Source organism: Phocaeicola paurosaccharolyticus JCM 15092 (assembly GCF_000613805.1).
In the GTDB taxonomy this organism is placed as follows: Bacteria; Bacteroidota; Bacteroidia; order Bacteroidales; family Bacteroidaceae; genus Phocaeicola; species Phocaeicola paurosaccharolyticus.
Map to the genome: position 1 here is coordinate 19,067 of NZ_BAJR01000017.1, position 22,761 is coordinate 41,827.

Sequence of the window (22,761 nt, forward strand, 5' to 3'; positions counted from 1 at the left end):
TTTTTTTTGATTAAGCAAACATTTATTAAATAATTATGTGCTTATTCCTCATTTTCTTTACTTTGGCACATCTCGAGGAGAAGTTCAAGAGCCTTTTGAGTTGCAGCAGAAATGTTCATAGCTCTGCCATAATCACCATCTAATTTTATTGTTTTTACTTCATCTTTGCTAATTACTGCTATCCAGACTGTTCCTACCGGCTTTTCAGGTGATCCGCCTGTTGGTCCTGCTATGCCCGATGTTGCTACAGCACAATCTGTATCCATCACTCTAATAGCGCCTTTTGCCATCTCTATTACAGTCTCTTCACTTACTGCACCAAATTTCTCCAAAGTTTCGTGACTTACACCAAGAATAGACTCTTTTATTTCGTTGGAATAGGCAATAATTCCACCTTTGAAGAAGTGTGAGCTACCTGGGATTGATGTAATAGTTGCTGCAATATTTCCTGCTGTGCAGCTCTCAGCCGTGGCAAGCGTAAGGCTCTCTTTCCAGAAGAGTTCATTAATCCCTTTGCTCAAAAATTTACCGGTTAATAACATATCTCTAAAATTATACTGTTACTCGTGAATATGCGGGTTTATCAATGCTGCAGAAGTCTTTGTCCAGAAACTTATAGTATCCTGTTATTGCTATCATGGCTGCATTATCTGTTGTATAGCTGAATTTAGGAATGAAAACCTTCCATCCATATTTCTTGGCATGTTCGTGGAATGCATTTCTAAGTCCATTGTTTGCAGATACACCTCCTGCTACTGCAACCTCTTTTATATTAAGATCTTTAGCTACTTTTCTAAGTTTATCCATAAGTATTTCTACTATGGTATTTTCCAGTGATGCAGCTAAGTCATTCTTATGATGCTCGATGAAATCGGGATCTTCTTGAATCCAATCGCGTAATGAGTATAGGAATGAAGTCTTAAGTCCACTGAAACTGTAGTTATATCCCGGAATATGTGGCTTGCTGAATGTATAGGCTTTTGGATTTCCCTGACGAGCTAGTTTGTCGATGATAGGTCCTCCCGGATAACCGAGTCCCATAACCTTAGAACATTTGTCTATAGCCTCTCCGGCTGCGTCATCTATAGTTTGGCCAAGCACCTCCATATCGTTGTATGCCTTAACTAGGATAATCTGAGAGTTTCCTCCAGATACCAAAAGGCATAAGAATGGGAATCTTGGCTTATCGTTATCATCATCCGATTCTTTAATAAAATGAGCTAACACGTGCCCATTCAGATGGTTAACATCAATCATCGGTATACCAAGTGAGCGTGCGAAACCTTTTGCAAAAGAGACACCTACTAAAAGGGAGCCCATAAGTCCCGGTCCTCTTGTAAAGGCTACAGCACTAAGTTCCTCTTTTGTTATGTTAGCTCTTTTCAGCGCCTCATGCACTACAGGCACAATATTCTGCTGGTGTGCTCTTGATGCCAGTTCTGGCACCACTCCGCCATAAGCCTCATGTACGGCCTGACTTGATATAACGTTAGAAAGCAGTATACCGTTCTTGATTACCGCAGCAGATGTGTCGTCGCAAGAGGATTCAATACCCAATATTATTGTATCCATTTTATAGTAATATTGTTATTCTAATATGTTAGTATTTCTAGTCCGTTCTCTGTCATTACGAATGTATGTTCCATTGTGCCGATGGTTTTTCATCTTCAGTCACAACAGTCCATCCATCCTCTTCATCTATAAAGACCTTATAAGTACCTACGTTTATCATTGGTTCTATGGTAAATACCATTCCCGGTACAAGTAACATTCCTGTACCTTTCTTACCATAATGTTCAACATCCGGCTCTTCGTGGAACTCCACTCCTACGCCATGTCCGCAAAGGTCTTTCACTACTGAGAAACCGTTATTCTTAGCATGTTTCTCTATAGCGTTACCTATATCACCAACAAACGAGAATGGTTTAGCTGCCTCCATACCTATCTGCAGGCACTCTTTGGCAACCTCTACAAGTCTCTGCTTCTTAGGAGTAGTCTTTCCTATTACGAACATTCTTGAAGCGTCGGCATAATAACCATTATATATTGTAGTACAATCAACATTTATAATGTCACCCTCTTCTAGAATTTCATCCTCATTTGGTATTCCGTGGCATACTACCTCATTTATAGATGTGCAGCAGCTTTTTGGAAAACCTTCATAACCTAGTGTTGCAGGAATTGCTCCATGAGCAATAGTATAATCGTGAACCAGTTTATCTATATCTAGGGTGCTCATTCCTTCGTGTATCTCTTTAGCTACTAAGTCTAGAACGCCTGTATTAATAATGCCACTCTGTCTGATACCTTCTATCTGTTCCGGGGTCTTGATAAGCTCTCTTTTAGGAACCAGGTGTCCATGATTTTGGTAATACATTACCATTTTATCAAGTTCAGTTGGCTCAACACCACTGGGGACTCTCCACCTTATATCTCTTTTACTCATAATGTTTATTTAAAAGTGATACAAATTTAGGTGAAATATTTAGAATAAAGTAATATTAATAATAAATGTGATTATTAATTTGCTCAAAAATAGGTACTCTCTTTACTTTTATATGAAATGAGCCCGTTTCTGAAATGTGTATGCAACAAAATGACGAATATTTGTTAAAAGAGCTCGAATCTCGAGAATTTTTTGTTGTTTAAGGAATCTTTCTTCATAGGATAATTGTTTATTACTATAAAATAGATGCGAGTTGACTAATAATTTATAAATATAAATAATATGATTATGAATAAAGAACAAATAGGACTAAATGCTGGGAAAATATGGAAGTTACTCAGTAGTGATAATAGACGTTGGAAATATGCAGATGTCAAGGAAGCTACAGGTTTGTCTGATCGTGAAATGAATACAGCTATAGGTTGGCTTGCACGTGAAAACAAAATTGAACTTGAGACTAAAGGTGATAGCTACGATTGAATGTGCTTAATTCTTAATGTATATATTGGTTAGTTAATATTAAAATTAAAGATATAATGAATCCAATAAGAATATTTATTCTGAGAGTCATATCATTGTTGGATATGACTCTTTTTCGCTTTAATTAATCATAGTTAAAAATAATCAATGTTTATAATAAATATATATCTATATTTGCGCACTAATTTTCCGGCATATATCTATTAACTAGACAATATATTTTATTCTTATGAACATAAAGACAAAATTGACTTTTGGAATCGGGACTTTAGTACTTATGATAGTACTAATAATAATTCTGTCTGTTGTTAATCTTCAGATAATAACAGATATTGCCCCATCAACTACTCATGCAGCCGATGCATTGCATACAGCTATATTATGGATAGTAAGTGTAGGTGCATTATGCATTATCGTAGGTATAATTCTTCTCTTTCACTTGCCATCATCCATTGTTAATCCGATTAGAAAACTTGTTGACGGTATTCAGGAGATAGCAAATCACAACTACTCTAAGAGATTGGAACTTAAGGGTACTGATGAGTTTATTAAGGTATCTAACAACTTCAACAGAATGTCTGCACGATTGCAGGAGTATCATGTCAGCACTCTTGCCGAGATGAAATCAGGTAAACAATACCTTGAAGCCATCATCAATGGAATCAATGAACCTGTTATCGGTATGAATAATGATTTCGAGATACTCTTCATCAATGATAAGGCACTTAGCGTTATGAATCTTGATCGCGACAATGTAATAAAGGTATCAGCTCAGAAGATAGCTATCACAAACGATTTGATGCGCAGAGTAATCCGTCCGGTTGTAGATAACGTAAGGCCACAGGATCCTATCCGCTTATATGCTGATGATAAGGAGAACTATTACCAGGTTGAATACTCCGATATTACTCAGCCTAGAAAAGACAGAAGTGGAATGGAGCATAAAGGCTACGTAGTGCTGCTCAAGAATGTAACAGAATATAAGCTGAAAGAGTCAGGTAGTGAATTTGGAAGACTTGAATTAAAACCAAAGATAACAAAGCCTATAGAGTTGATTGATTATGCTCTCAAGGTGAACAATGTGCAGGCTGAAAAATTCAATATTCAGATAGAGGTAGATTATCCTGAAGAGAAAATTGGAAAACTCTTTGTCGATAGTGAGAAGATAGCTTGGGTACTTACTAACCTTCTCTCTAATGCGATACGTCACTCTTACGAAACTCAAGAGTTGTCATAGGCGCTAGGGATACCGGTGATGGATTTATCGAACTCTTTGTAACAGATTTCGGCAAAGGTATTGACCCACGCTACCACGAGTCAATATTCGATCACTACTTCAGAGTCCCAGGTGCAAAAGTACAGGGAAGTGGTCTAGGACTATCCATCTCACGAGATTTTGTTGAAGCTCATGGTGGTACACTGACCATCGATAGTGAAGTTGGAAAGGGATCTACCTTCATCATCAAACTCAAGAAATAGCATTTTAATCATCCTCATAATCAGATGCCTCCGGTAGTTGCAGCATAATATTGCTCTCTGCCTCAGGCATCTCTTCTACTTGTCTGAGCTTTCTCTCTATAGCTTTAGTACGTTTTCCTATCATTTCATCAAGTTGGTCTCCTGCATTTTGCAGGTTCTTCTGAACCTTTTCCAACATACCTCCGAATTTACCAAACTCAGTCTTCACTGCTCCAAGCACTTTCCATACCTCGCTAGTCCTCTTCTGTATAGCAAGAGTTCGGAATCCCATCTGCAGACTGTTCAGTATTGCCCCAAGAGTAGTCGGTCCGGTAACAATAACCTTCATCTCCTTCTGGAGATATTCCACCAATGCTGTTCTTCTTATTACCTCAGCATATATACTTTCAAAAGGCAGGAACATAATAGCGAAGTCTGTTGTATAAGGAGGATCAAGATATTTGTCATGTATATCCTTTGCCATCTTCTTTATTGTAATCTCCAGCTGTTTGGATGACGAATCGATAAGAGCAGCATCACCTGCTTCGTAAGCATCATAATATTGCTCATAAACATCCTTAGGAAATTTTGCATCTATAGGTAGGTAAACTGTTCCGTCTACATCATCCTTGCCAGGGAGCTTTATGGCAAACTCTACAAATTCTGTGGCGTTCTTTTTAGTCTTAACATTTGACTCGTACTGCTCAGGGCTTAGCATCTGGTCAAGCAGCGCGCTCAACTGTACCTCTCCGAATGTACCTCTGGTCTTTACGTTTGTAAGCACCTTCTTCAGTCCACCCACATCCTGTGCAAGCGACTTCATCTCTACCAGTCCTTTCTGTACGTTCTCCAGTTGGTTGCGTACCAGTTCGAACGACTGTCCTATCCTCTCATTGAGAGTCTTCTGAAGTTTTTCCTCCACCATTATGCGCATCTCGTCCAGTCTCTTCTCAGTACTCTTTATAAGAGCATCCTGCTGACGGCTCATCAGTTCAAACTTCTCTTTCTGTATGTCGTTGTTGGCACGTTGGTTGTTGTATAGAGTCTGAGTAAGTTCATTTCTCAGATTCCTTATCTCCGAGCTTATCTCCTCTCTGTTGCTTTTCATCTCAAGACGGATAATGTTCTCGAGCCTCTCACTATCTCCTTTGTTACTCTTAGTCAGATGTATAGCAATGTTTACAACCAGCAAAGTTGTAATGATAATTAGTAGAATCAATTCCATATATAATATTGTTTTGAACAAAAATAGTCAATTTGATTTTATATGACAAGAAAGTCCTTGTCAAAGCATTAAATCTAGGTTACATCTCACTTTTCAGGAGAATATTTCCATTTCTTGTTGTATATTTGTACCATATTATATAAAGATTTTATTCGATGAAATATAAATTGCTTGTCCTAGACCTAGATGGAACTGTAACAAATTCAAAAAAGGAGATAACAGATCATACGCGCGATGTGCTTATTGAGGCTCAAAAGCAGGGAGTGAAGATTGTGCTTGCTTCAGGTCGCCCTACATATGGCATTGTACCTATAGCCGATAAGTTGGAGCTTAATAAATATGAGAGTTATATCCTTTCATACAATGGCGGTGAAATCATAGATTGGAAGACCGGTGAGATGATGTACCAGAAGATGCTCGATGAAGATGTCATTCCATATCTTTATGAGTGTTCAAAGAAGAATAACTTCGCTATCATAACCTACGACGGAAAGTATGTACTTACCGAACATCCGGATGACGAGTATGTGCTGAAAGAGGCAATTCTCAATGTTATGTCACCAAAGAAGGTGGACAATTTCCTTAAGGAGATAAAGTTGCCTATTGCAAAGTGTCTTATCGTTGGTGAACCAAATCGCCTTGCGGAACTTGAGAAAGAGATGTACCATGAGTTAAAGGATAAGATGGGTGTATTCCGTTCGGAACCATATTTCCTCGAGCTTGTACCTAAGGGAATAGATAAAGCGCAGTCGCTCTCTGTGCTGTTGGATGAGTTGGGAATGACAAAAGATGAGATGATAGCTGTTGGAGATGGTTATAACGATCTCTCTATGATTAAATATGCCGGACTGGGTGTGGCAATGGCGAATGCTCAGGATGTAGTAAGGGAGAATGCAGATTATATTACCCTTTCTAACGATGAAGATGGAGTAGCAGCCGTTGTCGAGAAATTCATTCTCAACAAGGCTGACTGATATTTTACTAGTTCTGCTTCTTAATTAAAAGAGACTTGAAAGCTGATGGATATGGAGTATCAAATTCCATCAGTTCATTAGTCACAGGATGATAGAAGCAGAGCTTGAATGCATGTAGGGCCATTCTTCCCAAAGGATTTATCTCACTTCCATATCTCTCATCTCCCACCACAGGATGTCCCATCTCAGACATGTGTACCCTGATTTGGTTTTTTCTTCCTGTTTCCAGATTGAGCTCTACCAAAGAGTATCCGTTAGCTCTTTTAATTGTCTTGTAATGAGTTATAGCCTGTTTTCCCTCTCCGTCATCAAATGGAGATGAGCTTACATAGAGTTTCTTGTCGGTAAGCCATGTCTCTATGGTACCGAAGTCCTTCTCCATCTCTCCCTCCACAATAGTCACATATCTTCTGTCTTTTACTATCTCGTGCCAGTTGTCACGTAAAGTATTCTGAGTTCTTTCATCTTTAGCGTACATCATCAGACCTGAAGTCTCTCTGTCAAGACGATGAACGACAAAAATTCTGTTGCCTCTGCATTGTTTCTTTACATATTCACTTAATATGTGCTGGGCAGTACGCTCTTTTTGTTGCTCTGTACTTACAGAGAGAAGTCCCTCCTTCTTCTCAACTACTATAATATATGCATCCTCATATACTATTTTCAGCATAGGGTTATTGAACTCTACGTTGTTCTTTGCCTTGCTCATCAGCACCTTCATTCCCGGCAAGAGTTTGAAGTTGTATTGAGTTACGATGGCGTTGTCTACTAGGATAACTCTATTTGTCAGAAGTGCTTTCACCTTGTTGCGGCTTATTCCTGCCATCTTCTGCATCAGGAATTCCATCAGCTCAGCAGGTTCATGCACATTGAATACTGTATATTTAGGTGCAGCCATAGCTCTTGGAGGTCTCTTTCCGTCGCCTCTTTTGGCTGGAGCACTCTTACTTGGAGCACTCTTTCTTGGTCCACTTTTGCTTGGCGAGTTCTTTCCCACCCTTTCGCTATTGCTCTTTTTTGTATAAGCCATATTTATCTTTTTTCAAGTAAAACAACATTCTCCACATGATGTGTATGTGGAAACATATCTACCGGTTGAATAGCTTTAACGCTATATTTAGCATCAAGCAGAGATAGATCGCGTGCTTGAGTGGCAGGGTTGCAGCTTACATATACAATGCGCTTTGGCTCAGCAAAAAGTATAGTATTTATAACATCGTCATGCATTCCCGCACGAGGTGGGTCAGTGATTATTACATCAGGGCGGCCATGCTCATTGATAAACTCCTGAGTAAGGATATCCTTCATGTCACCTGCATAGAACAATGTGTTCTTTATTCCGTTTATCTCTGAGTTCACCTTTGCATCCTCAATAGCTTCAGGCACATACTCAATACCAATTACCTTTGCAGCTTTTCCTGATACAAAGTTCGCTATAGTACCGGTACCGGTGTAAAGGTCGTATACAAGTTCGTTGCCTGTAAGTCCGGCAAAATTTCTTGCCACCTTATAGAGCTCATAAGCCTGTTCCGAGTTTGTCTGATAGAATGATTTAGGCCCGATTTTGAACTTAAGTCCCTCCATCTCTTCAAATATATGGTCGTTTCCTTTAAACACAACAACATCCAAATCGTTTATTGTATCGTTGCACTTGTTGTTTACCACATATAGTAATGATGTTATTTCAGGGAATTTATCAGCAACAAATCCCAGGAGTTTATTAACCTGGTTGATATCATTCTCACCCTCTACTCTACATTGAAGAAGAACCATCAGTTCTCCGGTAGACGATGTTCTGATCATAAGGTTTCTTAGAAGTCCCTCTTGTTGTCTAATATTATAGAAAGAGAATTCGTGCTCATAAGCATAATCTCTCACAGCATTTCTTATTCTGTTGCTTATATCATCCTGAAGCCAACATTCATCTATAGCCAGCACCTTATCGAAAGCGCCCGGAATATGGAATCCCACAGCATTCATCTGATCATATTTCACATCAGCCTTAACCTCCTCTTCAGTCAGCCATCTTTTATTTGAGAATGTAAACTCCAATTTATTTCTGTAGACTGAGTCTTTGCAGAGCCTAGTATTGGTGACATCTCAGGCAATTCTATCTTACCTATTCTTGTGAGGTTATCGAATATCTGTTTCTGTTTATATTTCAACTGCTCCTCATAAGGCAACACCTGCCATTTACATCCGCCGCACACACCATAGTGTTTACAGAAAGGTACAGCCCTTTTTGGAGAATACTCATGAAAGTTCACAGCCACTGCTTCGGCATAATGATTTTTCTTGCGTTTCAACTGTAAGTCTACTACGTCACCCGGAACTACATAGGGAACAAAAATTACGAGGTCATTTACTTTAGCCAAAGCCTTACCTTCGGCAGCAACATCTGTTATAGTGATCTTCTCTAATAGAGGAAGTTCTTTTTTCTTTCTACCCACTTTTTAAAAAGTTAATTTGGGACAAATGTAGTAAAAAAAAGTCGATATGTTTTATATTATTTTTGTTAATATAAAATTGCAATGTCGAAATAGCAAAAAGCGTGATTTTTTGTTGTAGAAAATTTGCACATAAATAAAATATCAATAGTTTTGCGACAACAATAACCTTGAAACAATAAATTTAATACATTGAAATAATGGAGAAAAAAAGAGTCTACACCTTCGGTAATGGAGAAGCTGAAGGAAAAGCTGACATGAGGAACCTTCTTGGAGGTAAAGGTGCAAATCTTGCAGAAATGAATCTTATAGGAGTTCCGGTTCCTCCCGGCTTTACAATTACTACAGAAGTATGTAATGAATATTATGAGATAGGAAAAGAAGCCGTTGTAAAGATCCTCAAGGAAGATGTTGAGAAAGCTTTGCACGGAGTTGAAGTACTTATGCGTTCAAAGTTTGGTGATGTTGAGAATCCTCTTTTAGTCTCCGTTCGTTCAGGTGCCCGTGCTTCTATGCCCGGTATGATGGATACCATCCTCAATCTTGGTCTTAATGATGAAGTTGTAGAGGGACTTTCAAGAAAGACAGCCAATCCTCGTTTTGCTTGGGACTCTTACCGTCGTTTCGTACAGATGTATGGTGATGTTGTTCTTGGCATGAAACCTACAAACAAGGAAGATATCGATCCATTCGAAGCAATCATAGAATCAGTTAAAGAGGGAAAAGGTGTTAAATTAGATAATGAGCTTGATGTAGAAGATCTTAAAGAGTTGGTAAAACGCTTTAAGCTTGCTGTAAAAGAACAAACAGGTCAGGACTTCCCTGTATCAGCTTATGAGCAACTTTGGGGCGCAATCTGTGCAGTGTTCAATTCTTGGATGAATGAGCGTGCAATTCTTTATCGTAAGATGGAAGGTATACCTGCTGAATGGGGAACTGCTGTAAGTGTACAGGCAATGGTATTCGGTAACATGGGTAACAACTCTGCTACCGGAGTCTGTTTTTCTCGTGATGCAGGTTCAGGTGAAGATCTATTCAATGGAGAATACCTTATCAATGCACAAGGTGAAGATGTAGTTGCAGGTATCCGTACCCCACAACAGATAACTAAGATCGGTTCACAGAGATGGGCAGAGCGTGCCGGTATTTCCGAAGAAGTTAGATCAAGCAAATACCCTTCTATGGAAGAGGCTATGCCTGAGATATATAATGAGTTGGATAAACTCCAGACAAAACTAGAAAATCACTATCACGATATGCAGGATATGGAATTTACCGTTCAAGAAGGTAAGTTGTGGTTCTTGCAGACAAGAAATGGTAAGCGTACAGGAGCAGCTATGGTTAAGATAGCTATGGATCTTCTTCATCAGGGAATGATTGATGAGAAGACAGCATTGCTTCGTTGCGAGCCAAATAAACTAGATGAACTCCTCCACCCTGTCTTCGACAAGGCAGCACTTAAGACAGCAAAGACACTTACACGTGGACTTCCTGCTTCTCCTGGAGCAGCAACAGGTCAGATCGTATTTTTTGCAGATGATGCAGCATTATGGGCTGCTGATAGTAAGAAAGTAATCCTTGTACGTATCGAGACATCTCCTGAAGATTTGGCAGGTATGGCAGTAGCCGAAGGTATCCTTACCGCTCGTGGAGGTATGACATCACATGCAGCAGTAGTTGCTCGTGGTATGGGTAAATGCTGTATTTCAGGTGCAGGTGCAATGAATGTAGATTATAAGGCACGTACAGTTGAGATCGACGGAGTAGTTCTTAATGAGGGTGATTTTATCTCATTGAATGGAACTACCGGAGAAGTTTACCAAGGAAAAGTAAATACAAAGGCAGCTGAGGTATCAGGTGATTTCGCTCAGCTTATGGACCTTTGTGATAAATATTCACGTCTTAAAGTACGTACAAATGCAGATACTCCACACGATGCTATGGTAGCACGTCAGTTTGGTGCAGTAGGTATCGGACTTTGTCGTACAGAGCATATGTTCTTCGAAAGTCAGAAGATTGTAGCTATGCGTGAGATGATTCTTGCTCCGGATGTAGAAGGAAGAAAGAAAGCATTGGGAAAATTGCTTCCATATCAGAAAGATGACTTCAAGGGAATCTTCAGAGCTATGGATGGTTGTCCTGTAAATATCCGTCTTCTTGATCCCCCACTCCACGAGTTCGTTCCACACGATGAGAAGGGACAGCAGGAGATGGCAGATGCTATGGGGGTTACCGTATCATATATCCGTCAGAGAGTAGAGAGTCTTTGCGAACATAACCCAATGCTTGGTCACCGTGGTTGTCGTCTTGGAAACACATATCCTGAGATTACAGAGATGCAGACAAGAGCGATCATAGGTGCAGCTTTGGAACTTAAGAAAGAGGGCTTGGATCCACATCCTGAGATCATGGTTCCACTTACAGGTATTCTTTATGAGTTCGAAGCTCAGGAGAAGATTATCCGTGATACTGCAGCTCAGTTGTTCGAAGAATTTGGAACTGAAATACCATTTAAGGTTGGTACAATGATTGAGATACCACGTGCTGCCCTTACAGCAGACCGTATTGCTTCACGTGCAGAGTACTTCTCATTTGGAACAAACGACTTGACTCAGATGACATTCGGTTATTCACGTGATGACATTGCTTCATTCTTGCCAGTATATCTTGAGAAGAAGATCCTTAAGGTAGACCCATTCCAGGTACTCGACCAGAAAGGTGTTGGTCAGCTCATTGAGATGGCTGTCCAGAAAGGTCGTTCAGTACGTCCTGAATTGAAGTGCGGCATCTGCGGTGAACATGGGGGCGAACCATCATCAGTTAAGTTCTGCCACAAAGTTGGTTTGAATTACGTGTCATGCTCTCCATTTAGAGTGCCTATCGCAAGACTTGCAGCGGCACAGGCGGCAGTAGAAGAAAAATAAAAATATTAAATAATCAGATAGTTGGGTGTAAATATCTATAATTTGGATGTTTACACCCTCTATTTTTTTGCTAATCTAATTCATTTTTTGCGTAAAATGAGTTGAAAGATTAGTCAAAGTACTTCCAGAACATATTCCTTCTATAGTTATGAGATTACATCAATGTCACCTCCAGTTGCCCCGTTTGCACAGCTCATTGAGAACTGAGGTTCATGTGTAGAGGATTATGAGGTGTCGTAAACTGAAAGAATTTATTACTTTAAGCTATATTTTTATCTTGACTTCTAAGAGTCTTGCGAAATTCCAAGAGCAATGCGCTTTCAATGCGATTATGATAAAGCTGCTAATTATTGCTATTGTGCTTCACAGGGTAAACATTATTACGGATATAAATTGCATTCTAGTGGTGTTATACACTCTTTTGGCCTGACAAAGGCAAGTGTTCACGATATTCATTATTTGAAAAATGTAAAGTATAACTTTCAGAGTTGCACGATCATCTGTGATCGTAGGATATATTTGAGCGGCTATACAAATAGATTTATTTGAAAAAGTTAATATTAAGTTGGTAGTTCCATATCCGTCGAATCAAAAAGATTGGAAACCTTTATTTGTTCCATTTGATAAAGCTAGGAAAAGGATTGAAACACTTTCTGTACAATTAAGTGATCAATTTATGATAATCAGAGATTATGCAAAACAAACTGAAGGATTGTTTGCCATAATTAAAGGGAAATTAGTGCACTTACAATATTTTAATATATGAACAAGATTAATAAAAGACCCATTGGCGGAATTAAATATGCACTAATTTAATTCCGTCAACAGGTACTATATAGGAATTTCCATCCCACTATTAAAAACACAAAATCTATCTTTCATTTTACGGCTTAAAACGGAAATAGCATTTTCGCCAGTACAATGACCGGTATAGATCTTTATATCAGGATATATATTCTTAATCTCATCTGCAATACTCTCTACATCATCCTGCTCTTCGGATATACCATCAACCAGATGCATTCCACCTACAAAAGCATAAACATTATTGCAACTTGTAAAATTAGCACAAGATTGAAGTATATTCAAAACCCCATTATGCGAGCAAGCCGAAAGTACCATCAACCCTTTCTCTGTCTTTACAGCCAGTGCTACTTCATCGTTAAAAAGATCGGGGTGTTCGGATGTTCCATCAGAAACCGTGAGATACTGATTACCCTTTGGTTTAAGGTATAAGTAACTGTCATTGTAAACCAATGCTACAGAATCTGACAACCAAATGCTTTCTTTTACAGAAGTGAAGCGTGATGGATATTCGGTAAATAATGAATGGTCCGTACTTATATCGCGTTTACGCTCGTGTCTGTAAGTGTAATAATAGCGGTTACTTATTCCCTGAGGAACAAATATTTGAGCTGAAGTATTTGTTTGCAAGAAATCTTTCAGTCCGCCGGTATGATCTTTATGACCATGAGAAAGGATAAGATTATTGACTTCATTACCTTCTATCCCCAATTTTAAGGCGTTAAGCAGATACTTTCCAGACGCACCCACATCATATAGCCATTTCTTATTGTCGGCTTCAAAATAAATAGATAATCCATGTTCGCAAAGCAAATTACAATTTGATTGTGATTTGTTGTTATCTATCAGAACTATTACTTTTAGCATATAAGATGTTTCATAATTATTTCTTTGCAAAATAGAGTATTATGATAAAACAGGAACTATCTGAGTAACACTTTCTGCAAGTTTTTCAAAGATTGAATTCATTTCTTCATTCTGCAAATTACAGTAATTCTCTCCATGTTCGGCTACTTCACCAACTTCCTTAATCAAAGGAACTTGTACCAATAATGGTGTACCTAATTCGCTGGATAGTTTTTGACCTCCATCTTTTCCAAAAATGTAATATTTTTCTTCCGGATGCAGTTTTGGAGTAAACCATGACATGTTCTCAACCAGACCAATCAACGGAACTTCTATGCTGGAATTAAGAAACATTTCGGCTCCTTTGCGAGCATCATTTACAGCTATCTCTTGTGGTGTTGTTACTATTAAAGCTCCATTAATATTAAATTTCTGCACGGTAGTAATCTGTATATCTCCAGTCCCCGGAGGAAAATCGATTATCATATAATCAATATCACCCCAATGCGTGTCTGTAAACAATTGTGTTATTGCATTTGATACCATTGGACCACGCCATATTATTGATTTATCCTTATCAACAAAAAAGCCTATAGAATTTATTTTTACTCCGTACTTCTCTATCGGCTCCATTTTATTGCTTTCAACATCTGACAAAACCGGTCTTTCGTTTTCAATATCAAACATTTTTGGAATAGAAGGACCGTAAATATCGGCATCTACAAGTGCTGTTTTATAACCTTTCTTTGCCAGAGTTATAGCCAAATTGGCTGAAATAGTAGACTTACCCACTCCGCCTTTACCCGAAGCAACTACAATAAGATTCTTAACTCCAGGTATAAGAATCTTCTCAACAATCTGTTTCATTCTTTTTTCTTTAAAAAAATTAATATTTAACTTATAGCTTCTGAAGGGCATACCGTTACACATAAACGGCATTTCCTACATTTGCTTTCATCTATAAATGCTACACCATCTATTATTGAAATTGCACTGGTGGGACAAATTGCTTCACATTCACCGCATCCCATGCATAATTCTGAATTTACTTTAGGGAAAGGCTGAGCGCTTTTCTTATTTTTACTTTTTTTCGCCACGCTATCTTCAGGAATCTCAATAACAATTTTTCTAACTAAGTGACAATCACACTTTGGACATAACAATGTGTTACATGGTACTCCACATTCATGCTCTACTGCATATCCGCAAGATGGACATACACAAATATCTACTGTATTTTTAAGGGAGCCTGTTCTAAAAGGGCCTTTTCCATGAGGATTATTTCTACCAAACATTTCTTCTCAATTTAATTGTTTGCCAATGAATACACAATGCAAATATAATGAACATTTGTTCATAATGAGTTGTTTTAAAATTTATTTTTTATAAAAGACTTTCATACATAAATTAATAAAACATTAATGAACAAATGTTCATTAGAAAATGTTTATAACATAATATATTACTAAAAGGTGATGCTCTTTAAATAAATAGAACTAATAGTAAATTTAATATAAATATGATTAGTTTTAGTTCTATAAAATCACGCAGATTAGGCAAAAGTCTTGGAATAAACAATATACCAACTAAGAAAATATGTTCATATTCATGCATTTACTGCCAGATTGGTATAACAGATGAGTATAGAAGTACCAGAGCAATATTCTATGACCCGTCGGTTATATATGAGAAGGTTAAAAAGCATCTAAGCATATTAAAAGAAAAAGACAGGCCTGATTATCTGACTTTTGTGGCTAATGGTAAACCTACACTGGATATAAATCTTGGACAGTCAATTAAAAAGCTAAAAGCATTTAACATTCCTATTGCTGTTATAACAAATGCTTCATTACTGAAATCTTCATCAGTAAGAGAAGATCTGCAACTAGCTGATTGGGTGTCGGTAAAAATTGATACTGCCGATGAAAAGATTTGGAAGCAAATTAATAGGCCGTATACTAAAATTTACTTTGATGATTATCTATCCGGACTTATTCAATTTTCGCAAGAATATAAAGACAAACTGGCTACTGAGACTATGCTTGTAAATGGGGTAATGATGCTAGTGAGACTTTACAGCAAACAGCAGATCTTATTTGCCGGGTAAATCTGGGCACTGCATACATTTCCATTCCACCAAGACCTCCGGCTATAGCTTCTGTTATACCTCCCGATGAAAACACACTAACCGAAGCTTATCAGATTTTCCTTCACAACAAATTGAATGTAGAGCTTCATATTGCTTTTGAGGGTACAAACACAGGATTTACCGGTAAGGCCGACGAAGAAATTTTAAACATTTGTGCCGTACACCCAATAAGAGAAGATACGATGTATGAATTGCTTAAAAAAGACAATGCAGACTTTAAAGTGGTAGCGAATTTGTTGAAATACAAACTAATACAAAAAAGTGACATATAGATCGAACATGTTCTATCTCAGAAAAATTTAATATATAAATCCCTTATTTAACCTTTTATTAATGAAGGCAAATAAGGGGATTACATATTACAACTTACTTTTTACAAATAATATCGTTTTTTCTAATTTCCAAAATGTATAGTGAGAGTTAAACTAATATTACGTCCCGGATTATAAATGTTTACCGCTTTTAATGTAGATAGATGATCATAATATTTTGTATCAAATATGTTATTTATAGATAGCCCTAAATTAACAAGTTGATTACAGACTCTCAATCCTGAATTAATTCCTGCATCGCAAAGAGTATATCCATCTGTAGATGTTTCATACAATGAAGGATGATCTTGATTGAATGCCTTTAATGCAACAAACCACACATTGGGTGAAATCAAAACACCTATCCGATCTTTTTCGGCTTTAAGTTTTGCACGGACTTTCTGAGCCGGTATAAATGGCAGATTATTGCCATTGAATTGCTTTCCGGTAACGGTTGAATAAGCACCTTCTACTGAAAGCCACTGAAGACCTTTAAAACGATATTCAGCTCGGGCTTCACCACCAAAAAGCTTTGCGTTGCTTTGAGAAAACTGATAATAAAGTAAACCATTTGCATTCTTATTACCTGTTGGTGAAATATAGATATAGTTATCTATATAATTATAGAATCCTGCTATCTCAAATGATATGTACTCTCCATTATAATGCATACTTGCATCTGCTTCATAAGCATTCTGAGGTGTAAGAGCATTGTTACCTAATTCATATCTGTTTCCATGCAAACCATTGGAGGTTAATTCTGATAAATTAGGAACACGATAAGCTTTCGCAAAGTTTGTTCGCAGAATAATCTGGTTGGTAAGACTATAGTTAGCCCCTAATGAAGCATTAAAACTAGTGAATCTTTTTGAAAACGAAGCATGATAATTAGCAGTACCCTCAGTTCCCATTGAATAAGCTTTGGTTCTGTAAGTATCATAACGAACACCTGCCTGAAGCTTTAGTTTTGAAAAGAAAGTATACTGTGCAAGAGCCATGGTTCCAATATTATCAACATTGGCATCCGGCAAAAACTGGGAAACTCTGTTGTGCTGATTACGATTTGTTTGGCTCATTCCCTGAATACCAATTATATATTCTGCATTATTACTGGAAGGAAAATATAATTTTGAATCGTATGTTAGTGTATTTAATCTCATTTCTACTGCAGGATCAGCAATTGTTGTTCTCAATTTTCTTAACGCTGTTTGCCAGGCAATATTAGTCTCCCATTTAAACTGACCGAATAGAATTCTATTCTGAGATGAAACAAGATGATGCTCTAAATCCTGATACCAAATTTTAGTTTTACGCCCCTGTTCTGTTATAATTGGAACTACCGCAGGCACAGACATGCCAAGCTTCTGACCAAAATAATCGTAATTAATTTTAAAGAGGGATCTTTTTCCGGTGTAACCTGCATTAGCATTGAATGCCCATTCATTAAACCTTGAGTTGGGAACAAAAGTGCCTCCACCTTGCTTGTAATCGGAATGGCTTTTATTTGTAGCTCTTACTCCACCAAAAAAATGTTTTGAAGCTCCTTTTAGACCTAAGCTATTTGTTACTCCTAATGTGTTAGAAAAAAATTGGGTATGATATTCTCCAACAAGCTTATTTATTGGTGCAGGTGATTCTTTTATAAAATTAAGCACTCCACCAATTGCATCCGAACCATAAAGCATTGAAGCCGGACCTTTTATTATTTCAACCCTATCTATGTTATTATCATCAATACCTAATGGATGGTTTTCACTAAACTGATAATTTTCTATTCTCACACCATTGTTAAGTACCAAAACATCATTCATTGATAGTCCTCTGATTACAGGTTTTGAAATACCCATACCTTTAGAAATCATATCAACACCCGGAACAAAAGTAAGCGATTCCATTAAATTAGGCGTTCCGGAAAACAACATGTCATTACCTCTTGCAATATCAATCTTTACAGCATTATCATGTTGCGACGAAACGGACCACCTGTAACTACAATTTCTTCAGTTTGTACAAATGATGGTTTCAAGCTAATATCAGTCTTGTTTTCCCCTTTTACTATTTTTACAGTTTCAATTACAGTTTTATACCCTATAAAAGAAAAAATCATTTTTATATTTCCTTCAGGCAAATTTTTGAGAATATATTCACCTTGTTTATTAGCTATTGTGCTACAATTAAAATCGGGTATTTGAATAGTTGCACCTGTCAAAGGCTCATTAGTTATACTTGAAATTTTACCCGCCAACGTATTCTGCGCGTTAATTTTAGTTACAACGAACAGAATAAAAAAAAAGAATACTATATCTTTTCATTATTACTCTTATTTATATTATAATAAAACTTATTTATAATGTGTTTCAATCAATCTTTCTCGAAACAAAAAAACAAAATTATATTACAATACAGGAGGAGCTCTAAGATATATTGAGTCTGTATTCTCTACAAACCACTTGCACAGATAACAAGCAACACAAACAGCAATAAAAGACATGAAAACAGTTAGCCGAAGCAAACAATTCTCGGTGAAGGGTAAAAGATAAAAATGGCATATAGGACAGTTTTCTGATGAATGATGACTACTGTCGTTATGCGAACAAGAGTTCTCAGCAGAATTGCATTCTACGCAATGGTAGTGCAGCGCTTTAACCACATATAGCGGCATAAGCGAAACCAATAAAAACCATGCTAGAACAACAATTCTTTTTTTACTCTTTTTCATTACTTATTTTACTCTATAGAAAGGCACTAAGTTTATAACTATAAAATCTACTTAAAAGAAAGAATCATAGCTATTCTTTCCACAAATTGGCCGAATACTATATTTACTTAATTTATTATAATCCATCTACGCTTTTACCTAATGCAACAACTATTACATTCTTACACCAGTTAATGGAAGCTTTTCAAAGATCTTATCCAAATCTGTTCATTTTAAATGTTAATAAAAAAGTTAAGTTGTAAACAATCAAAAAGCTAGTCGTTTTTATCGTATCACTCTGATTTTTGAGATTCAAGATATTCAGCCCAGATTCTGGCAGCTTCTTCTACCATCTTTACACATGGGCGTTTTGCAAAATATGTGGTTGTACGTTCTTCTGGGGTAGATGAGATGGCATGATCTTTCTTTAGTCCCAACAGTTCTCCACAAATCAATGAGCCGTTACGTTCCTTAAACACAGTCGCCAGATTCTGAACAAGCTTATAATTTTCTCCTTTTCCCTTTTGGTCTTTTGCAATGGTTGTACCATTCTCCAGTCCCGCAAGGATAAACATTCCACATGCAGCTCCGCAAGTCTCCCTCATACGGCCAATGCCTCCACCAAAAGAAGCTGATATGCGCAAAGCCTGATCATCTGTAAGATCATATAAATCGGCAAAAGCTGCAACTACAGATTGTGAGCAATTGTATCCACTCTTAAATAACTCTACAGCTTTATTTATTCTTTCTTCCATTGTTCTAACTTTATACTATTAACAATTTCAAAGTCCGGAAAATAAAGTTGCTATTTCCCGGACATAATAATTACAAGAAACATAGCTTCTAGCTCATTTATTCACAAGAAATGGCTAACAAACTGAACCAGAAGCTATACAACGCCCCCTCTACTAACAAATAAATGATAATATAACTTATTACAAAAAACTACTGTTTTTATTTTTTATTAGTCTTTACTGACTTAACTTTCTTTATACCACTGCCATTACACAAACTTTCGTCTTTCACATTACGATTATTTACATGACTTTTTGCTATGACACAAGTACCTGATTCATACTTATCACAAACTTTATTATTGTTTGCATCTTTAAAACAACCTTTTTTTTGTAACAGTTTGATACAGTTTTTGCTTTTGCACTCTGTGCATTTACTTCACTTCCTAATAAGGCAAGTGACACAATAAATAGATATAAAAAACTTTTCATAATAATAATCTTTATTCTTCTTATTTTATTATAATAATACTATTGCCTTTCACTAATTGCTTTTAATAGCAATGATGAAGGATGACATGGCTTACGAGTATCTGCATTGACAAATGCAAGAGTAGTTTCGCCTTTATTTATCAATTCGTTCTCTTCATTAAAAATGGAATAAACAGATTTAATTAAAGGACCTTTTATCTCCTTCAACTCTGTTTCTATTCGAAGCAATTCATCATATACCGCAGGCTTTAAATACTTAAAACTCATACCTACTACCGGTAACATTATACCCGAATCTTCTATTTCTTTATATGTTATTCCCAACTCTCTAAGAAGCTCCCAGCGGGCTTTCTCACAATAACGGGCATAATTTGAATGGTGTACATATCCCATTTTATCTGTATCAGGATATAACACCCTTATTTTACATTGATGACTAATCATAATTACTTTTACTTAACAAAAATACTTTTTGCATTACACTCTTGGTAACTTATCAGAAGGCATAAATTGTGTTGTAAGCATTCTCTATTAAACGAGATACCTCACAATCTTTATTGTACTCAATTATTGTTTTACCGGCTATCATAGCTTCAACTATTTGTGCATCGAAAGGTAAATGAGCTACTACAGGAATTTTCATCTCTTCGCACCACTTATCTATTTGTTCACAAATACTGGGATTCAAATCGTACTTGTTCACAATGACTGACTTTTGAACGGAAAAACGGCAAACAACTTCAATTACACGTTTCATATCAAGAAAGCCTGAAATTGTTGGTTCTGTTACTACTACAACCTTATCGACTCCTGTAATGGTTGATATAACCGGACAGCCAATACCCGGAGGACCGTCGAGTATAACTGTATCATAACCATAATCCTCTACATATTTCTTTGCCTTCTCTCTCAATAGATTTACCATCTTCCGGAATTTTCTTCTCCGGGAGCTAAACGACCATAAACCATATCGCCGTAACGAAAGGTTCCGGCATACATACGGCTTTTATCTGCAGGAATCATCTTTATTGCCTGAACAGGACAGACACGAGAGCACAGGTAACACCCATCACAAGCGGATTCTGAGATTCTAATTTTACCATTGACTTTGGATATAGCATCAAAACGGCAAAGATCAATGCATGTGTTACAGTTAGTACATTTATCGTTGTTTACTACAGCATGACTACCGGACACAAAGACTTCCTCTTCTTTACACAATGGTGAAAACAGTAAATAGAGGTTTGAAGCATCTACATCACAATCAACAACTACTGCCGATTTTGCAACTGAAATAAAAGCGGAACTTATGCTCGATTTGCCTGTACCTCCTTTACCACTAATTACTGCTATTTCCATAACTAACTATATTATTTACTATATCTTGAAATATTACCTGTAACGAACTTAATTCTTTTACTGCAATTCTACCTTCTGAATAAAGAAAAGCAACTTCTTTATTGAATGGTATTTCGCCCAACAATGGAATTGATTCTTTTTCCAGATACTGATAAATATCTCTGTTTCCCAGTCCTGCCCTATTCACTACAACTCCCATTTCTTTACCAATTGTTTTCAGAGTGTCAACGGTTTGTTTTAAATCACTCAATCCAAAAGGTGTAGGCTCTGTTACTAAGACTACAAAATCGGCATGTGAAGCTGTCTGTATAAACGGGCAAGCTATTCCCGGAGGAGAATCCAGTATCACATAATCTACATTTTGCTGATTGGTTTGTTTCACAGCCATCTTTACAGCCGATTTTATGATAGGAACCGGAGATGAAACTCCCGGAGTCATTTTTGCTTCGAACATGCATGCACCATCTTCATCCGTTCTATAAGATGTAACTTTTCCTATAAACTTATAGGAATCTCTTATTGCTGAGTAATTACAAGCAACCGAGCAAGCAGCACATCCGTGACAGAGGTCATCGAGCAACTGAATTTTATTCATTGCCGGCAAAAAGAAGATGGCATGATAATTACAGTATTCAGCGCACTTTCCACATAAAACACAATTAGAACGGTCGAGAACCGGTCTATATTCTGTTACAACGTACTCACTTAGCTTTTTAACTGGAAAAAATATAAATGAATTGGGAGCCTCTGCATCACAATCAACCAATAAAGAAGAATAGCCCATTTGACGAAGCGAGTAAAACAAGTTCGTTGAAAAAAATGTTTTACCCGTACCGCCTTTACCACTAGCTACAGCTATGTTCATGCTCATGATGATTACATGTATTGGCTCCTGTAATTAAGTTCCCTTTGATAAAATCGAGTACTAATTCTTTAGGCTCCTTTTTCTCTGCACCAACATGTAAATCAATGTTCTGCTGACGGAATAGTTGTTTTGCTTTCTCTCCCATACCACCGGCTATAACAATTGATACACCCTTACCTGCTACCCAGGCAGGATAAAGACCCGGTTGATGTTCGGGAGGAGTAATCTGTTCTTCCTTAACTATTTTATTGTTTTCCAAATCGGCTACATAAAAATATTCACAATGACCAAAATGTTCACATAACATACCATCCTCTACAGGTATTGCAATTCTTTTATTCATATTCTATCTTATTATTTAAGTTTGTCACTACTTTTTAAACGTTTCTTATCTCCTTCTCCGCCACCGGAACGTCTTCTTTTTCCTTCACCTTTTCCAAGCTTTTCTAAGAGTTCTTCTTTTGTATGCTCAGCACAATTACCCAATTGGCGTCCGGTTCCTGAGCCTCTTCCTTCGGGGCCTGTTCCATCTAAACGTGGCATAGTTTT

21 protein-coding genes and 4 pseudogenes are annotated in these 22,761 nt (G+C 37.2%); 6 read left to right on the forward strand and 19 right to left on the reverse strand.

Annotated elements, in window-relative coordinates:
- Nucleotides 1-41: 41 nt before the first annotated feature.
- The 3 genes and pseudogenes from JCM15092_RS08335 to map form a co-directional block, all read right to left on the reverse strand.
- The gene (locus JCM15092_RS08335; RefSeq protein WP_024994267.1) at nucleotides 42-542 is read right to left on the reverse strand and encodes a CinA family protein; all 501 of its coding nucleotides are present in this window, start codon (nucleotides 540-542) and stop codon (nucleotides 42-44) included.
- Nucleotides 543-552: 10 nt separating this feature from the next.
- Nucleotides 553-1,572 carry a tRNA (adenosine(37)-N6)-threonylcarbamoyltransferase complex transferase subunit TsaD gene (gene tsaD / locus JCM15092_RS08340; RefSeq protein ID WP_024994268.1) on the reverse strand — a complete coding sequence of 340 codons (1,020 nt, stop codon included), beginning with the start codon at nucleotides 1,570-1,572 and terminating at the stop codon, nucleotides 553-555.
- 20 nt (nucleotides 1,573-1,592) lie between these two features.
- A pseudogene (map, locus tag JCM15092_RS15480) lies at nucleotides 1,593-2,446 on the reverse strand (type I methionyl aminopeptidase).
- 288 nt (nucleotides 2,447-2,734) lie between these two features.
- On the opposite strand from map, the gene JCM15092_RS15485 reads away from it, so the two are divergent.
- The gene (locus tag JCM15092_RS15485; protein WP_034541778.1) at nucleotides 2,735-2,926 is read left to right on the forward strand and encodes a winged helix-turn-helix domain-containing protein; all 192 of its coding nucleotides are present in this window, start codon (nucleotides 2,735-2,737) and stop codon (nucleotides 2,924-2,926) included.
- 229 nt (nucleotides 2,927-3,155) lie between these two features.
- Nucleotides 3,156-4,405: pseudogene (locus tag JCM15092_RS15490) on the forward strand (sensor histidine kinase).
- Between the two features lie 4 nt (nucleotides 4,406-4,409).
- On the opposite strand, the gene JCM15092_RS08360 reads toward JCM15092_RS15490, so the two are convergent.
- Nucleotides 4,410-5,609, reverse strand: coding sequence for a DNA recombination protein RmuC (locus tag JCM15092_RS08360; protein ID WP_024994269.1), 1,200 nt, complete (start codon nucleotides 5,607-5,609; stop codon nucleotides 4,410-4,412).
- A gap of 155 nt (nucleotides 5,610-5,764) precedes the next feature.
- Here JCM15092_RS08360 and JCM15092_RS08365 point away from each other — a divergent pair, with 155 nt between their 5' ends.
- On the forward strand, nucleotides 5,765-6,583 hold the full coding sequence (locus tag JCM15092_RS08365; protein ID WP_024994270.1) for a Cof-type HAD-IIB family hydrolase: 819 nt from the start codon (nucleotides 5,765-5,767) through the stop codon (nucleotides 6,581-6,583).
- A 7-nt stretch (nucleotides 6,584-6,590) separates the two neighbouring features.
- Here the strand turns inward: JCM15092_RS08365 and JCM15092_RS08370 are convergent, their stop codons facing one another.
- Both JCM15092_RS08370 and rlmD read right to left on the reverse strand, forming a co-directional pair.
- Nucleotides 6,591-7,481, reverse strand: coding sequence for an RluA family pseudouridine synthase (locus JCM15092_RS08370; RefSeq protein ID WP_051532524.1), 891 nt, complete (start codon nucleotides 7,479-7,481; stop codon nucleotides 6,591-6,593).
- A gap of 134 nt (nucleotides 7,482-7,615) precedes the next feature.
- A pseudogene (gene rlmD / locus JCM15092_RS15495) lies at nucleotides 7,616-9,033 on the reverse strand (23S rRNA (uracil(1939)-C(5))-methyltransferase RlmD).
- Nucleotides 9,034-9,230: 197 nt separating this feature from the next.
- Here rlmD and ppdK point away from each other — a divergent pair.
- Entirely contained in the window at nucleotides 9,231-11,954 is a 2,724-nt protein-coding gene (ppdK, locus tag JCM15092_RS08380) for a pyruvate, phosphate dikinase (RefSeq protein ID WP_024994272.1), read from the forward strand.
- Nucleotides 11,955-12,242: 288 nt separating this feature from the next.
- Nucleotides 12,243-12,770 (forward strand): annotated as a pseudogene (locus JCM15092_RS17055) (transposase); the annotation flags it as partial.
- Nucleotides 12,771-12,785: 15 nt separating this feature from the next.
- Here the strand turns inward: JCM15092_RS17055 and JCM15092_RS08390 are convergent.
- From JCM15092_RS08390 to JCM15092_RS08400, 3 genes are read right to left on the reverse strand one after another with little or no spacing between them, the layout of a single operon-like run.
- Nucleotides 12,786-13,625: an MBL fold metallo-hydrolase gene (locus JCM15092_RS08390; RefSeq protein ID WP_024994274.1), complete on the reverse strand. Its 840-nt coding sequence runs from the start codon at nucleotides 13,623-13,625 to the stop codon at nucleotides 12,786-12,788.
- A gap of 39 nt (nucleotides 13,626-13,664) precedes the next feature.
- A complete protein-coding gene (locus JCM15092_RS08395; RefSeq protein ID WP_024994275.1) occupies nucleotides 13,665-14,471 on the reverse strand; it encodes an Mrp/NBP35 family ATP-binding protein in 807 nt (268 codons plus the stop codon).
- Nucleotides 14,472-14,497: 26 nt separating this feature from the next.
- Nucleotides 14,498-14,899 (reverse strand): 4Fe-4S binding protein, encoded by a 402-nt coding sequence (locus JCM15092_RS08400; protein WP_024994276.1) that lies wholly within the window; start codon nucleotides 14,897-14,899, stop codon nucleotides 14,498-14,500.
- Nucleotides 14,900-15,123: 224 nt separating this feature from the next.
- On the opposite strand from JCM15092_RS08400, the gene JCM15092_RS16600 reads away from it, so the two are divergent.
- Nucleotides 15,124-15,711 carry a radical SAM protein gene (locus JCM15092_RS16600; RefSeq protein ID WP_051532519.1) on the forward strand — a complete coding sequence of 196 codons (588 nt, stop codon included), beginning with the start codon at nucleotides 15,124-15,126 and terminating at the stop codon, nucleotides 15,709-15,711.
- A 436-nt stretch (nucleotides 15,712-16,147) separates the two neighbouring features.
- Here the strand turns inward: JCM15092_RS16600 and JCM15092_RS08410 are convergent, their stop codons facing one another.
- The 10 genes from JCM15092_RS08410 to JCM15092_RS08455 all read right to left on the reverse strand — a co-directional run bounded on the left by JCM15092_RS08410 (nucleotide 16,148) and on the right by JCM15092_RS08455 (nucleotide 22,755).
- Nucleotides 16,148-17,959, reverse strand: a complete 1,812-nt coding sequence (locus JCM15092_RS08410; protein WP_024994277.1) for a TonB-dependent receptor plug domain-containing protein — start codon at nucleotides 17,957-17,959, stop codon at nucleotides 16,148-16,150.
- 53 nt (nucleotides 17,960-18,012) lie between these two features.
- Nucleotides 18,013-18,309, reverse strand: a complete 297-nt coding sequence (locus JCM15092_RS08415) for a carboxypeptidase-like regulatory domain-containing protein (protein WP_024994278.1) — start codon at nucleotides 18,307-18,309, stop codon at nucleotides 18,013-18,015.
- 746 nt (nucleotides 18,310-19,055) lie between these two features.
- Complete coding sequence (locus JCM15092_RS08425; RefSeq protein ID WP_024994279.1) at nucleotides 19,056-19,517, reverse strand: C-GCAxxG-C-C family protein; 462 nt, start codon at nucleotides 19,515-19,517, stop codon at nucleotides 19,056-19,058.
- Nucleotides 19,518-19,814: 297 nt separating this feature from the next.
- Nucleotides 19,815-19,988 (reverse strand): hypothetical protein, encoded by a 174-nt coding sequence (locus tag JCM15092_RS17220; protein ID WP_159101380.1) that lies wholly within the window; start codon nucleotides 19,986-19,988, stop codon nucleotides 19,815-19,817.
- Nucleotides 19,989-20,027: 39 nt separating this feature from the next.
- A complete protein-coding gene (locus JCM15092_RS08435; RefSeq protein ID WP_024994280.1) occupies nucleotides 20,028-20,432 on the reverse strand; it encodes an acyl-CoA thioesterase in 405 nt (134 codons plus the stop codon).
- 52 nt (nucleotides 20,433-20,484) lie between these two features.
- Nucleotides 20,485-20,913, reverse strand: coding sequence for a P-loop NTPase (locus JCM15092_RS16610; RefSeq protein WP_051532521.1), 429 nt, complete (start codon nucleotides 20,911-20,913; stop codon nucleotides 20,485-20,487).
- On the reverse strand, nucleotides 20,907-21,347 hold the full coding sequence (locus JCM15092_RS16615) for a 4Fe-4S binding protein (RefSeq protein WP_051532522.1): 441 nt from the start codon (nucleotides 21,345-21,347) through the stop codon (nucleotides 20,907-20,909). The genes JCM15092_RS16610 and JCM15092_RS16615 overlap by 7 nt, the downstream gene beginning before the upstream one ends.
- On the reverse strand, nucleotides 21,328-22,218 hold the full coding sequence (locus JCM15092_RS08445; RefSeq protein ID WP_024994281.1) for a nucleotide-binding protein: 891 nt from the start codon (nucleotides 22,216-22,218) through the stop codon (nucleotides 21,328-21,330). The genes JCM15092_RS16615 and JCM15092_RS08445 overlap by 20 nt, the downstream gene beginning before the upstream one ends.
- A complete protein-coding gene (locus tag JCM15092_RS08450) occupies nucleotides 22,193-22,555 on the reverse strand; it encodes a NifB/NifX family molybdenum-iron cluster-binding protein (protein WP_024994282.1) in 363 nt (120 codons plus the stop codon). The genes JCM15092_RS08445 and JCM15092_RS08450 overlap by 26 nt, the downstream gene beginning before the upstream one ends.
- 11 nt (nucleotides 22,556-22,566) lie before the next feature.
- Nucleotides 22,567-22,755: a DUF5320 domain-containing protein gene (locus JCM15092_RS08455; protein ID WP_024994283.1), complete on the reverse strand. Its 189-nt coding sequence runs from the start codon at nucleotides 22,753-22,755 to the stop codon at nucleotides 22,567-22,569.
- Nucleotides 22,756-22,761: the final 6 nt, after the last annotated feature.

Bases quoted from the DNA above. Each gene is read 5' to 3' on its own strand.
- JCM15092_RS08365 (WP_024994270.1), top strand. From the start codon at position 5,765: ATGAAATATAAATTGCTTGTCCTAGACCTAGATGGAACTGTAACAAAT.
- JCM15092_RS08370 (WP_051532524.1), bottom strand. From the start codon at position 7,481: ATGGCTGCACCTAAATATACAGTATTCAATGTGCATGAACCTGCTGAG.
- JCM15092_RS16610 (WP_051532521.1), bottom strand. From the start codon at position 20,913: ATGGTAAATCTATTGAGAGAGAAGGCAAAGAAATATGTAGAGGATTAT.
- JCM15092_RS16600 (WP_051532519.1), top strand. From the start codon at position 15,124: ATGATTAGTTTTAGTTCTATAAAATCACGCAGATTAGGCAAAAGTCTT.
- JCM15092_RS08445 (WP_024994281.1), bottom strand. From the start codon at position 22,218: ATGAGCATGAACATAGCTGTAGCTAGTGGTAAAGGCGGTACGGGTAAA.
- tsaD (WP_024994268.1), bottom strand. From the start codon at position 1,572: ATGGATACAATAATATTGGGTATTGAATCCTCTTGCGACGACACATCT.
- ppdK (WP_024994272.1), top strand. From the start codon at position 9,231: ATGGAGAAAAAAAGAGTCTACACCTTCGGTAATGGAGAAGCTGAAGGA.
- JCM15092_RS15485 (WP_034541778.1), top strand. From the start codon at position 2,735: ATGAATAAAGAACAAATAGGACTAAATGCTGGGAAAATATGGAAGTTA.
- JCM15092_RS08360 (WP_024994269.1), bottom strand. From the start codon at position 5,609: ATGGAATTGATTCTACTAATTATCATTACAACTTTGCTGGTTGTAAAC.
- JCM15092_RS17220 (WP_159101380.1), bottom strand. From the start codon at position 19,988: ATGAAAAGTTTTTTATATCTATTTATTGTGTCACTTGCCTTATTAGGA.
- JCM15092_RS16615 (WP_051532522.1), bottom strand. From the start codon at position 21,347: ATGGAAATAGCAGTAATTAGTGGTAAAGGAGGTACAGGCAAATCGAGC.
- JCM15092_RS08450 (WP_024994282.1), bottom strand. From the start codon at position 22,555: ATGAATAAAAGAATTGCAATACCTGTAGAGGATGGTATGTTATGTGAA.
- JCM15092_RS08400 (WP_024994276.1), bottom strand. From the start codon at position 14,899: ATGTTTGGTAGAAATAATCCTCATGGAAAAGGCCCTTTTAGAACAGGC.
- JCM15092_RS08435 (WP_024994280.1), bottom strand. From the start codon at position 20,432: ATGATTAGTCATCAATGTAAAATAAGGGTGTTATATCCTGATACAGAT.
- JCM15092_RS08410 (WP_024994277.1), bottom strand. From the start codon at position 17,959: ATGGAATCGCTTACTTTTGTTCCGGGTGTTGATATGATTTCTAAAGGT.
- JCM15092_RS08390 (WP_024994274.1), bottom strand. From the start codon at position 13,625: ATGCTAAAAGTAATAGTTCTGATAGATAACAACAAATCACAATCAAAT.
- JCM15092_RS08425 (WP_024994279.1), bottom strand. From the start codon at position 19,517: ATGGAAGAAAGAATAAATAAAGCTGTAGAGTTATTTAAGAGTGGATAC.
- JCM15092_RS08335 (WP_024994267.1), bottom strand. From the start codon at position 542: ATGTTATTAACCGGTAAATTTTTGAGCAAAGGGATTAATGAACTCTTC.
- JCM15092_RS08455 (WP_024994283.1), bottom strand. From the start codon at position 22,755: ATGCCACGTTTAGATGGAACAGGCCCCGAAGGAAGAGGCTCAGGAACC.
- JCM15092_RS08395 (WP_024994275.1), bottom strand. From the start codon at position 14,471: ATGAAACAGATTGTTGAGAAGATTCTTATACCTGGAGTTAAGAATCTT.